The following is a 12,946-nucleotide window of genomic DNA, read 5'->3' as shown; positions in this document are numbered from 1 at the left end:
AAAAGCCGTCATATGAACGGAAGTGTTGTTTTGGTTTCGAATTATATATTCATGCTTTTGATGACCCGCTTCGCCATAGCCAGATAGCGGCAATCCTTATCCATTTTTTAGACGTCTAGACGTCAAAACATGCGTTGACATGGCCGTCCGGACATCTTAGCATCATCCACCATAATGGCAGAGCAACCCAGTGTAACCTCTGCCCAATTCACCCGCCTGTAGCGCCCTGTGCTTTAAGGCTGTTAGCACGGAAGAATCCATGATTAAGTTGATCGGTCTCAACAAAGTCTACGGTAAAGGCAGTGATGCCGTGCACGCCCTGCGTGATGTCAGCCTGCATGTGCCCCAAGGCAAGATCTTCGGGGTGATCGGTGCCTCCGGTGCCGGCAAGAGTACCCTCATTCGCTGCGTCAACCTGCTGGAGCGTCCCACCGAGGGCCAGGTCATCGTCGATGGTCAGGATCTGGTCGCCCTGCCCGAGCGGGATCTGACCCAGGCTCGCCGCCAGATCGGCATGATCTTCCAGCACTTCAACCTGCTCTCCTCCCGCACCGTGTTCGCGAACATCGCCTTCCCGCTGGAGCTGGCAGGCTGGAGCAAAGCCCAGATCCAGACACGGGTCGAAGAGTTGCTGGCCCTGGTGGGGCTGGAAGCGCGCGCCCAGGCCTATCCGTCCGAGCTGTCCGGCGGCCAGAAACAGCGCGTCGCCATCGCCCGAGCCCTGGCCCCCGCCCCCAAGGTATTGCTGTGCGACGAGGCCACCTCGGCCCTGGATCCCCAGACAACCCGTTCCATCCTGAGCCTGCTCAAGGAGATCAACGTCAAGCTGGGGCTCACCATCCTGCTCATCACCCACGAAATGGACGTGGTGAAAGGGATCTGTGACGAGGTTGCCATCATCAGCGACGGCCGCCTCATCGAGCAGGGGGAAGTCGCCTGGTTCTTCAGCAATGCCAAGACCCAGCTGGCCCGTGACTTCATCCATTCCACCATCCATCTGGAGGTGCCGCAGGAGTATCAGGAGCGGATGAGCCCGGAGCGTGTCCCCGGCAGCTACCCCCTGGTCAAGCTCGGCTTCACCGGTACCACCGTCGATTCACCGCTCATCTCCGAGGTGAGTCGCCGCTTCAACATCGATATCAGCATTCTGAGTGCGGACATCGAATACGCCGGCGGGGTCAAGTTCGGCTTCCTGCTGGCCGAACTGTTCGGGGACGAGGCCCAGTGCGAGGCGACCCAGCAGTTCTTCATCGACAACCACATTCAGCTGGAGGTAATGGGTTATGTCCGAAGCCATGATTAATCTGCTGATCTCAGCACTCGGCGACACCCTGATCATGGTGTTTGCCTCCGCCCTGTTTGGCTGCCTGCTCGGCCTGCCGCTGGGTGTCGCGCTGCACGTGACCAAGGCCGGCCAGATCCTGGCCAACCCGGTGTTGAACCGGACCCTCGGCATCATCGTCAACGTCGGTCGTTCCGTGCCTTTCATCATCTTGCTGGTTGCCATCATTCCGCTGACCCGCTTCATCGTCGGGACCAGCATCGGCACCATCGCCGCCATCGTGCCGCTGACCATAGGCGCCGTGCCCTTCATCGCCCGCCTGGTGGAAGGGGCCCTGATGGAAGTGCCGGACGGTCTGCTGGAAGCCGCCAAGGCCATGGGGGCCAAGCCCCTGCAAATCATCACCAAGGTGCTGCTGCCCGAGGCCCTGCCCGGCATCCTCAACAGCGTCATCATCACCCTCGTCACTCTGGTCAACTACTCCGCCATGGCCGGTGCCATCGGGGGGGGCGGCCTCGGCGATGTGGGTATTCGCTACGGCTATCAGCGCTTCGACCCAACCGTCATGCTGGTCACCGTGGTCATTCTGGTGGTGCTGGTTCAACTCATCCAGAGCGCGGGTGAGCGCCTGGTTCAACAATGTGATCATCGTTAATCGTCGATTTCTGACAGGAGGTTTTTATGAAATTGGGCATTAAATCCGCTGCGGCAGCCCTGCTGGCTACCCTGGTTCTGGTTGGCTGCGGCCAGAAGGAAGAGAACAAGACCCTAAAGGTCGGCGCCATCGCCGGTCCCGAGACCGAGCTGGTCGAGACTGCGGCCAAGGTTGCGAAAGAGAAGTTCGGCCTGAACGTCGAAATCGTCACCTTCTCCGACTACGTCACCCCGAACGTGGCGCTGAATGACGGCAGCGTCGACGTCAACGCCTTCCAGCACAAGCCCTACCTGGATGCCCAGATCCGTGATCGCGGCTTCAAACTGGTACCGGTTGGCAACACCTTCGTCTACCCGATCGCCGGTTACTCCAAGAAGATCAAGGCCCTCTCCGAGCTCAAAGACGGTGCCCAGATCGCGGTACCGAACGATCCGACCAACCTGGGTCGCTCCCTGATCCTGCTGGAGAAGCAAGGTCTGCTGAAGCTGAAAGAAGGCGCTGGCCTGGAAGCCACCGTGCTGGACATCGCCAGCAACCCGCGCAACTTCAAGATCGTCGAGCTGGAAGCAGCGCAACTGCCCCGCTCCCTGGAAGACGTGGATCTCTCCATCATCAACAACACCTTCGCCGGTCAGATTGGTCTGACCCCGACCGAGAACGGCCTGTTTGTTGAAGACAAGGAGTCCCCCTACGTCAACCTGATCGTTGCTCGCGAGAACAACAAGGATGACGAGAAGGTCAAGGAGTTCGTCCAGTCCTTCCAGACCGACGAGGTCTACAAGAAAGGCACCGAGCTGTTCAAGGGCGGCCTGGTAAAAGGTTGGTAATCACTAACTCTGCAAAAAAGGCTGCGCCAAGCGTGGCCTTTTTTTTTACCCTCGTTATCATAGGCCCAAAGTACGGCAACACGACAAAATCAGCACAATGAAGAAATGGTATCTGGCCTACTGCAAGCCCAAGGAAGAGGCTCGCGCTCGCGCCCATCTGGCAGCCCAGGGGGTTGAATCCTACTACCCCATGGTGGAAATCGAGAAGCTGCGCCGCGGCAAACGGGTGCCGGTGCGCGAACCCATGTTCCCCAACTACCTGTTCATTCTCGTGGATCTCGACGTGATCCCGCCCATCACCCTGAAGTCGACCCGCGGCATCAGCCGCATCATCCATTTCGGCAAGGAGTGGAGCTCGGTCAGCAGTCAGCTCATCTATCGCCTGATGAGCCGGGATGACAGCGACGAGGCGAGGGCCTGCTATGCCCGCCTGCCGAGTCAGGGTGACAAGGTCGTCATCGAATCGGGCCCCCTTGCCGGTTTCGAGGCCATCTATCTGGAGCCGGACGGCGAGAAGCGGGCTATCCTGCTGGTCACCCTGCTCAATCAGGAGACCAGCAGCAGCTTCGACAACCAGAGTTTCCGTCGACTGGATTGAGCGCGGGTCGGGCATGTCTCGACCACATGAGCAACGAAGGCAGGCCTTGGTCTGCCTTTGTCTTATCTGAGTTCGAAGCGGCTGATGGCCGAGGTCAGGCGACCCGTCTCCTGCGCCAGGCGCTCGACGATCGCCTCCCCCTGCTGGCTGTGCTCGCTGGAGTGACGACTGAGGGTAGCGATCTCCTCCACGGTCCCCGCCACCTCCTGCGCGACCCTGGACTGCTGATCCGTTGCGGTGGCAATGGTCCCGAGCTGGCTGGAGAGATCCTGTACCAGTTGCATCATGGTCTCCAGCGCACCGGTCACCGAGGTCACCACCTCCTGCCCCTGTGCCACCAGACGGGTACCGCTGCCTATGGTCTCGGCGGTCTGGCGGGTCTGCTGCTGGATGCAGTCGATGGTCTGATTGATCTCAGCCGTCGACTGGCTGGTGCGGCTCGCCAGTTGACGCACTTCGTCGGCCACCACCGCAAAGCCCCGCCCCTGCTCGCCGGCACGGGCTGCCTCGATGGCGGCATTGAGAGCGAGCAGGTTGGTCTGCTCGGCGATGGTGGCAATCACCTCGGTGACGCGTCCCACCTGCTCACTCTGGCTGCGAAGCTGCCCCATCGCCTGGTTGGCTTCGGTGATCATCAGGGCAATCTGCGCCATGGTTGACTCCATGCGCACCAGCGCATCGCCCCCCTGCCTGGCCTGTCGTTCGGTCTGGCGCGCCGCCTCGGCGGCCTCGGCGATGTTGCCCGCCACATCCCGGGTGCTGACCGACATCTGTTCGATAGCGGCGGCGACCGTATCCACCCGCTGATTCTGGCTCGCCAGCTCGTCCACTATGGTATTGCTGGTGCGGCCCACCTCACCGCAGGCCCCCTGCACCTGACCGACCGCCCCCTGGATTTCGCCGACCAGCTGGCGCAGCTGGCTCGACATCCGGTTGATGGAGCCGGTCAGTCCGCCCAGCTCATCCTGACGCAGTATCGGCAAGGGGTCGGCCGGCAGACGGCCATCCGCCACCAGCCCGGCACGGGCCACCAGGCTCGCGATATCCCGCGTGAGACGCCGGCTGAACAGCAACGCCACCAGGGTACCGAGCAAGATGACGCTGGTTGTCGCCAACAACAGGGTTTTGTGTATGGTCTGGCCGGCACTGGCCATCTTGCCGGCCATGGCATCCACCTCGCCCTGGGTGTGGGTCACCTGGGAGGCCAGCTGATCGGCAAGGCTCGTCAGAGCGGGCTCGATCACGGTGGCCATCAGGTGGTTGGCCCTGTCCCAGTCCGGCGCCTGGCGCTGGGCGATCACCTGGCCCACCAACTCGGCAAAGGGGGCGGACATCTGCTCGAACAAGGCCCAGATCCCCTTCTGCGCCTCGCTGAAGTTGGCCTCCTGTTGCTTGAGTTCCGCCACCCGCTGCAGGTGGAACTGGTAGTAGTCCTGGTACTTTTCCTGATACTCCTTCTCCCCTGAGATGAGGAAGTCCCGCAGGGCGGAGAGCGCGTTGGCAAGGCCGTTGTAGGCATCCCCCACCTGCTTGAGCAGCAGGCGGCGATCCCCTGGCAATTCGGTCTGCGGGGTTGCCACCTCTTCGTTGGCGAAGGATTGCAGCTGATCGAGCGCCGCTTCGGCGAGGGGGCCCGCCTCCAGCAGCATCAGGCTGTGGGCCGGCAGGTTCTCTTCCGTATGGGCCAGCGCCCACACCTTCTCCTGACTGGCCTTGAACCCCTTGAGTGACTGCGCCAGCTCCGGCTTGAACGACTGCCCCTCGATGAGTCGCCAGGCCGACTCCCATTCTCCTTTGAGACGCTCCCCCTGCGCCGGATCCTTGCCCAGGATGAGATAGGCGCGCAGGGAGGAAACGGTTGCAATGAGCGCCTTCTGACTCGCTTCATCCCGCTGCAGGGCAGGCAGGGTTTGTGACAGCAGGGCATCCTGGGACTGCTCTATGCGGCCGAGCTGATGGTAGACCAGGGCGGAGGAGAGAATGATGAGCAGGTTGATGAAACAAAAGCTCAGTAGCAGCTTGCTTGATATTTTCATGAACATCCTTGTTCTACGGCGGGCATCCAGCCCGGACTTCACATGGTGATCAGTGCTGGCAAGCGCTCCTGCCAGGTGCGGTGCCACGCCAGCAGCTCTTCCCGTGGCATGGGGCGGGCGGAGAAGAAGCCCTGACACACATCGCATCCCAGCCGGCTGAGGAGTTGCCAGGTGGGTTCATCCTCGACCCCTTCCGCCACCGACTTGAGTCCCAGCTTGCGGGCGAGTTCGATACTGGATTCGATGATAGCGAGCCGGGAGGGATCCTCATAGCAGCGATCGACGAAAGATCGGTCCAGCTTCAGTTCGGTGAAGGGCAGCAATGCCAACTGCTGCATGGAGGAGTAGCCCGTTCCGAAGTCATCGATGGAGAGGCCAAAGCCGTGCATACGCAGACGGGTCAGCACCTCGAGGGACTTGCCCAGCTCCTTGACGAAGGCGCTCTCGGTCACCTCCAGGGTGATGAGCTCGGGGTTGATGCTCCAGCGCTGGCAGTGATTGAGCAGGGTATTGCACAGATCCCCCTCGATGAGGGAGGTAGTGGAGAGGTTCATCGACAGGTTCAGCGAGAGCCCGGTGCGCTCCCACAGGTGACCATCCCGCAGTGACTTGCCGATGATGACCTCGGTCAGCGCATCGATGAGCCCGTGCCGCTCCGCCAGCGGGATGAAGTGAGCCGGCGAGATCAGACCATATTCCGGGTGCTGCCAGCGCGCCAGCGCCTCCATGCCGATCCACTGGCCGCTGCCGAAACTCACCTTGGGCTGATACCAGGGCAGCAATTGGTCCTGCTCCAGCGCCTGGCTGAGCTCATCCAGGGTCAGGCTGTGGCGATCCTCTTCCCGGTTGCGCTCCTGACGGGGTTGCCAGCTGTCGATCAGCTGCCGGATCTGCTGCTGGGTGGCGGGTTTGCCGATACGCCCAAGCACCTGCAGGCCATAGGCGGCGCTCATGCGCAGCACGGCATCGACCACATCATCCTCGAGGGCGCTGCACAGTATGATGCCCCCTCGAAAGCCCCCGAGGGAGAGCCGCCGCAGCAGCGCCATGCCATCCATGCCGGGCATGCGCAGATCGCAAAACAAAATATCGACCTGATGATGCTGACAGAGCGCCAGTGCCGCCTCCCCATCTCCGGCCTCCAGCACCTTGCCCTGGCAGAGCGTGCTCACCTGATGCATCAGCGCCTTGCGCTGGAAGCTGTGATCCTCCACCACCAGGATGGTCAACTCATGCTGGGTATTGTTCATCGAGCCATAATCCAATGTCGCCTGTGATCCCGTTCATCAATGTTTCTACTCGCTGGCACAATTGTGCCAGCCTATCCAACTGCTTCAAGCGAGCCACCGTCTCCAACTGCGCCGCCTCCGTCGCCAGGGTCGACAGTCCGACCATGCGGGCGGCCCCCTTGATCCGGTGGGCAATCTCCACCAGCCCCTGGGTATCCTGACGGGCCAAGGCTCGCGCCATCTCCTCCCCATCCTGGCGATTGGAGGCCAGATATTCCAGGGCCATCTCACGGGCAACCGCCAGATCACCAAACAGCGCGATCCAGTGTGAGGCGGACAGCGGAGCCTCCTCATCCTGCACTGCCGGGTCGGAAACCTCAGCCTCGTCGCTTGTCGCCATCGCGCCCGGCAGCCAGCGCAGCAACATCTGGCGTAGGGCCTCCAGGTTATAGGGTTTGAACAACATGTCGTCCATGCCCGCTGCCAGCATCTGCTCGCTGGCCGTCTCCGAGGCATCGGCCGTGACCCCTATGATGGGGGACGACTCCCCCGCCGCGCGCAAGGCTCGGGTCAGGCTGTAGCCATCCATCACCGGCATGTGGCAATCGGTCAGCAACAGGGAGAACCCCTGTCCCTGCCAGGTCCGCAGCGCCTTCTCCCCGTCCTCGACCATGACCGCCTCTATGCCCAGTATGGCAAGTTGTCGTGCCAGCAGGGCCCGGTTGACGGGATGGTCATCGGCCACCAGCACTCGCCCCTGCAGCTTGTCCAGCTGCAACTGGGCCGGCCGGGGAATGCCCTGGCCCGCGAGTTGATGACAGGTTTCCAGCAGCAGATCCGGGTAGAGGGGAGAGAGGCCCAGACGCCACCAGTCATCGCTCTCCATCCGGCTGCGCAAAGCCTCCTTGGTGGAGAGTACCAGCCCCTTGAGGGGGCTTAGCTGCAACTGCTGCTGCCAGTCGCTTCCGAGCCGCTGTTCCAGCACACGTTCTTCCGCGATGAGGCGTCCCCCCGAGAGGTGCTGCCACCCCTGCGCCGGCAAAGGCCGCAGCCTGGCACCGAGCTGGGCCATCTCCTCCTGTGCTCCCCTGTCCTCTCCCAGCCACCACCAGTCCTGATCGGCCAGAGGCGGCGTGTTCCATTGGCACTCGCGCAGGGGCACGCTGAAGGTAACCCGGGTACCCACCCCCAGCTCGCTTTCCAGCACCAGCGCACCGCCCATCTTCTGGCTCAGCTGATGACAGATGGCAAGGCCGAGCCCGGTGCCACCGAAACGGCGGGTGATATCGGACTCCACCTGTTTGAAGGGCGTGAAGAGATGCTCCTGCTTGTCGGCGGCGATGCCGATCCCGGAGTCCTGAACCACGAACTGCAACCGGTTGTCCTGATAGCCCACCCGGATGGCGATGGCCCCCGCCTCGGTGAACTTCACCGCATTGTTGAGCAGGTTGGAGAGCACCTGACCAACCCGGATCTCGTCCATGCTGGCCTGATCCGGGACCTCGGGTCCCCAGGTGAGCGTGACCTTGAGCCCCTTGCCATAGGCCAGGGTGGCGTGCCCCCGGATGACATCGCAGACCACCGAGGTGAGGCGGCAGGCGTGATAGTGCAGCTGCAACTGGCCCGCCTCCATCTTGGAGAAGTCCAGGATGTCGTTGACCAGATAGAGCAGACTGTTGGCCGAGGTCGAAATGTTGCGCAGCAGATAGCGCTGATCGTCGTCGAGCTGGCTCATCTGCAGCAGCTCCAGCATGCCGTGCATGCCGGAGATGGGGGTACGCAGCTCGTGGCTCATGGTGGCGAGGAAGCGGCTACGGGCCTGCATCGCCTGCTCCGCCACGGCCCTGGCCTCCCTGAGCTCCAGCTCCTGCTGCTTGAGGGCCGTGATGTCATGGATGACGCCGTTGAGGATAATACCCTCTTCCTGGCGCAGGAAGCTGCCACGCACCTGCAGGTAGCGTGCCCCTTCCTCCCGATCCACCTTGACCTCGAGGTCGAGGGGAGCCAGCAGCTCCGCATGGTAGGCGACCTTGCCGACAAACTCCTGCAGTGCCGCTTCGGTGAAGCCGAACAGCTCGCCACCCGAATCCACCGCGACCATCTGCTCGTCGCTCACGCCGAGAATTTCCCCCGCCCCTTGCGAGACATAGAGGAAACGCCCCTTGCCTGGCCCGATCCAGAGGTACTGGTAGACGATGCCCGGCATGCTGTCGGTGATCTGGGTGAGTCGCACTTCTGCCTGGCGAGCGCGCTCTTCAGCCTCTTTTATGCTGCTGACATCGGTGAGTACAGTCAGAACACCCAGCATGCCACCATTTCTTGAACGATATGGCTGCTTTGCATAGATGACATGGAAGGAGGACCCATCCTGGCGTCGGCTGTAACCCGCCCCCTCCAGCATCTCGCCGCTGCGCCAGACCTCCCGTTCTTCGCGCAACACCCGTTCCCGTTCGGAGGGGGGCAGATTGGCCGGGTGGAAACGCTCCTCGTCTCCCTCACCGATGAAGGTATCCCGATAGGCGTGATTGCACAGGGTGATGCGCAGCTCCTTGTCCCTGAGCACCACCATGTTGGGCAGGGAATCGAGCAGGGTCTGCACGAAGGTCAGCTGCTCGCTGAGCTGACGCTCGGCTTGCTGGCGCTGGGAGATCTGGCGGCGCAGGGTGCGATTCCAGCCGATGAAGAGCAGCACGCACAACAGGAAGATGCCGGCGCCGAGGGAGGACCAGAGCAGCACGGTCGCCGGATCTATCCCCGTCTGTATGGTCAGGGACATCCACTTGTGTTCCAGCCTGGCCAGCTCGTCCGGCCGGACCGACAGCAGCGCCTTGGTCAGGATCTGCTGCAACATGGGATCTTGCTTGTGCACCGCCATGGCAACCGGAACCCGCAGGTCGCTGCCGGAGAGCACGACCTGGTAACGATCGTTGAAACCCCGCTTCAGGGCCTGCTCCAGGGTGGTCACATTCATCAGCACATAATCCACCTGACCGCTGTCCAGCAGGGACAACAGCAGGCTGTCGCTGGAGGTGGTCACAATCTTCGCTCCCACCTTGTCCAGCAGCAACTTCTCCACCGAACCGGCCACCATCCCCACCCGGTGGCCCCGCAGGGCATCCGGCCCCTCGATTTCAGGTGTTCCCTGCCTGGCGGCTATCACTCGATGAATGAAGGCGTATTCCGGCGTGAACAGCATCAGCTCACGACGTTCATCGGTGGGGGTGATGGCGGGAATGAGATCCAGCTGTCGCTGACTGAACTGATCGATGGTCTCCACCCAGTTCTGGGTCGGCACCAGGGTAAAATGGAGGCCGGAACGCTCGCCGACCAGCGCCAGCAGGTCGGCCACAAAACCGGTGAGCTTCCCGTGTGGATCGATTTCGCTCACCGCAGGCCAATGGGGAGCAACCCCATATTTAAGGGTCGGGTGCCGGGCCAGCCAGTCCAGCTCTTCTTGACTGAACAGGGTCTGATGCGGCCCACCCAGCTTGCTGTAATCGATGCCCCCCCCGGTCTCCAGCAGGCGCCAGCGCTCACTGTCCGGGATGCTCTCCAGTACCCGCTGGGCCAGTCCCCGCAGTCCGCTCTCCCGTGCGGAGAGCGTCATGGTCAACCGGGTCGATGGTACCCAGGCCGGGGTGACCACCAGCAACTCGTTGTATTGACGCTGATGCTGCAACCGCAGCAGGGTCGGCAGATCCGCCAGATAGGCATCCACCAGCCCGCGTTTCACCAGCACGGCCGCCTCGTCGGCGTTGTCGGCATGCTCAACCCTGGTCATCCCCAGCCTGGCCAGTTCGTCGCACGCCCCGAAGCCCCGAATGCACACCCAGCGCCACTCCTTCGCCGCCGACAGGGAGGAGCCTGTCTGGGAGCGCATCAGTAATATGCCCCTCGGCACCCCCATGATATCCAGAGAGATCAGGGCCCTCTCCTCGGATGACTGCACGGGTGTGACTCCCAACAGCAGATCGACCTCCCCATCCTGCAGCCCCTGCTGGGCACGGACGTAATCGGGGTATCCCCGATATTGCAGGGGCAGGCCCATGTGCCCGGCCACCAGTTCGGCGAAATCATCGAGGGGGCCGTGAAAGCTGCCACGACCATCCGCATAGACGTAGGGGGGCCAGTCCACCGAGACCATGCCGATCACCAGTTCGTCGTGTTTCTTCAGCCAGCGCTGTTCGGCATGGGCAGACTCCGCCTGGTTAGAAGCGGGAACGGCCGGTGCCGCCCAGCTCCAGCAGATGAGCCAGCACAGCAAAATGAAGCGATAACAACGAGATGGCATGACTGAACCCCTTACAAACCGGGTGGAGATAATAAAGGCTTTGGCGCAATGTGTGACTAATAAATTTGTAACATTGTCAGATGACATGAAAAAAGGCAGGCCAAGGCCTGCCATTTTTCTGCATGAAGGGGGCCAGGCCCCCTGCCATCAGGTTATTCGGTTCCCGAGACGGAAGCCGGTTTGAAACTCCCGCTCACGCACATGGGCAACCTGTACATCCATCCCTTCCAGACCGATATCTTTGAGCAGGGCGGGTGAGAGGTGCAGATAACTGACGCGACGTTCCAGCCGGGTGATCCGCTTCTGGACCAGGGATTCGACGGTGCGCAGCAGTACGAGTTCGATAGACATAACATTCTCCAGTTGAACATGCGGTTCTCCCGGAGAGAGGACATCACCCTGCGGGGTAACCGCGGGTGATGAAAAGACAGGTGTTACCTGTTCACTCCACGCGGTAAATAAAGAGCACGAGTCATCGCGCTGCCGATGCAGCGGTCGAACGCAACGTTTAGCATTGAATGTTGCATAGTCGTCTCCTTACCGTGTGAAAGTTGAACAAGTTGCCACAGTCTAGAAAAACACCGAATTTCGTGCAATATCCGCCCCACCCATATGGGGGGCATGGCACCGAACATCAGATCCCGGACAGCAGCCGGAACTCCTCGAGGGCATAGGTATCCGTCATGCCGCTGACGTAGTCGAGCAGCAGCCGCACCCTGTAGTACCACTCCTGTTCTGCCCTCGACACGAAGCGGGGATCCGCCGCGGCAACTGCCAGCCGGTACGCCTTGAGGTGGCGGGCCGACAATCGATGGAACAGCCTGCGGGCGAAGAACAGCTCGCTGCCCCCCTTGCCTGCCAGCAACCGCTCGAACTGGGCGGCCGGCAATGCCAGCAGGCAGGCATAGGTGGAGAGCACCCCGCGCAGGGCGGCGTAACCTTCCAGCTCGAGGGCCTCCACTTCCGGGCGCATGAAGACCTGCTCCCTCGCGACTTGCTTGAGCACGTCCAGCACCCGTGCCGCCGGCGCCTGACCGTGCAGCAACGCCTGGGGATAAGCCCCCTTCAGCATGGCCTCGTGCTCGGTGACATAGGTCTTGGCTGCCAAATCCACCAGATTCCGAGTCAGCTGCTGACGGAAATGGGGGAAGAAGCCCCTGGTCGATGCCATGGCCTCGGCCAGCAGGCTGGTCATGTACTCTCCCCCGTCGGCCAGGCGCAGGGCCTGCTGCAGCTCCCCGAGGCCGAGGATCCGCCTGTCCACCGCATCCTCGAGATCCGCGATGCAGTAGGAGATGTCATCCGCCGCCTCCATGATGTAGACCAGCGGATGACGGCAACCCGGTGCCAACCCGAGCTGCTGGCTCAGGGACTGGTAGAGGGGCTGCTCGCTGAAAAAAATGCCGCGCTTGCTGGTCCAGCCATGATGCTGACCAAGGTGCTGCCCGGGCGCGGGCTGCTGCGGGTATTTGCACAGGGCCGCCAGCTGGCCCAGGGTCAGGTTCAGCTCGTGCAGGCTGTGCACCAGCCGCAGACTCTGGGCGTTGCCGTCGAACACCAGCAAGTCCTGGCGCAACTCGGCCCACTGGGGACTCGGCAGCTGGTCGTGGGCACGGGCAAACAGCGCGTCCAACTCCTGGGCCAGCCACTGGCTCATCACCTGCTCGCCAAAGTGGCCGAAGGGGGGGTTGCCCACGTCGTGCAGCAGGCAGGACATCTCCACCAGGTTGATGAAGGCCCCCTCGCACACCGCATCGGCGGGCAGCCTGGCCAGGATGCGGCGGCTAATCTGGCGACCGGTCTCCTGCACCTCCAGCGAATGGGTCAGGCGGCTGCGCACCGAGGCCTTCACATCCAGCGGGAAGACCTGGGTCTTCTGCTGCAAACGGCGCACGGGGGCGGCCTGCACGATGCGGGCGCGATCCTGTTCGGTCGCCTCCAGCAGGGGCTCCTCCCCCCAGTTGTGGATACGCAGTGAGGGGATCAGGCGCTGATACATGGAAGGTTCCTCAAACTGTGATGCAGGGG

General features: G+C 62.2%; 9 protein-coding genes. 4 read left to right on the top strand and 5 right to left on the bottom strand.

Translation table 11 applies throughout. The annotated features are described in order from the left end of the window. The first annotated feature begins 259 nt into the window (after nt 1-259). The 4 genes from metN to rfaH all read left to right on the top strand — a co-directional run bounded on the left by metN (nt 260) and on the right by rfaH (nt 3,362). On the top strand, nt 260-1,303 hold the full coding sequence (metN, locus tag ABNP46_RS04100) for a methionine ABC transporter ATP-binding protein MetN (RefSeq protein WP_349921162.1): 1,044 nt from the start codon (nt 260-262) through the stop codon (nt 1,301-1,303). Next, nucleotides 1,284-1,937 carry a methionine ABC transporter permease gene (locus tag ABNP46_RS04095; protein WP_349921161.1) on the top strand — a complete coding sequence of 218 codons (654 nt, stop codon included), beginning with the start codon at nt 1,284-1,286 and terminating at the stop codon, nt 1,935-1,937. The genes metN and ABNP46_RS04095 overlap by 20 nt, the downstream gene beginning before the upstream one ends. A 26-nt stretch (nt 1,938-1,963) precedes the next feature. Next, nucleotides 1,964-2,764 carry a methionine ABC transporter substrate-binding lipoprotein MetQ gene (gene metQ / locus ABNP46_RS04090; protein ID WP_349921160.1) on the top strand — a complete coding sequence of 267 codons (801 nt, stop codon included), beginning with the start codon at nt 1,964-1,966 and terminating at the stop codon, nt 2,762-2,764. 97 nt (nt 2,765-2,861) lie between these two features. After that, entirely contained in the window at nt 2,862-3,362 is a 501-nt protein-coding gene (gene rfaH, locus ABNP46_RS04085; protein ID WP_349921159.1) for a transcription/translation regulatory transformer protein RfaH, read from the top strand. Nucleotides 3,363-3,424: 62 nt separating this feature from the next. On the opposite strand, the gene ABNP46_RS04080 is transcribed toward rfaH, so the two are convergent. The 5 genes from ABNP46_RS04080 to dgt form a co-directional block, all read right to left on the bottom strand. Further along, nucleotides 3,425-5,398: a HAMP domain-containing methyl-accepting chemotaxis protein gene (locus ABNP46_RS04080; RefSeq protein ID WP_349921158.1), complete on the bottom strand. Its 1,974-nt coding sequence runs from the start codon at nt 5,396-5,398 to the stop codon at nt 3,425-3,427. 38 nt (nt 5,399-5,436) lie between these two features. Next, nucleotides 5,437-6,648 carry an EAL domain-containing response regulator gene (locus ABNP46_RS04075; protein WP_349921157.1) on the bottom strand — a complete coding sequence of 404 codons (1,212 nt, stop codon included), beginning with the start codon at nt 6,646-6,648 and terminating at the stop codon, nt 5,437-5,439. Next, a complete protein-coding gene (locus ABNP46_RS04070; protein ID WP_349921156.1) occupies nt 6,629-10,918 on the bottom strand; it encodes an ATP-binding protein in 4,290 nt (1,429 codons plus the stop codon). The genes ABNP46_RS04075 and ABNP46_RS04070 overlap by 20 nt, the downstream gene beginning before the upstream one ends. Nucleotides 10,919-11,065: 147 nt before the next feature. Next, nucleotides 11,066-11,269, bottom strand: a complete 204-nt coding sequence (locus tag ABNP46_RS04065; RefSeq protein WP_349921155.1) for a hypothetical protein — start codon at nt 11,267-11,269, stop codon at nt 11,066-11,068. A gap of 283 nt (nt 11,270-11,552) precedes the next feature. After that, complete coding sequence (gene dgt, locus ABNP46_RS04060) at nt 11,553-12,917, bottom strand: dGTPase (protein ID WP_349921154.1); 1,365 nt, start codon at nt 12,915-12,917, stop codon at nt 11,553-11,555. Between the last annotated feature and the right edge of the window lie 29 nt (nt 12,918-12,946).

The organism is Aeromonas veronii (assembly GCF_040215105.1).
GTDB classification, from domain to species: domain Bacteria; phylum Pseudomonadota; class Gammaproteobacteria; order Enterobacterales; family Aeromonadaceae; genus Aeromonas; species Aeromonas veronii_G.
This window is presented reverse-complemented; position numbering and strand designations above follow the sequence as displayed.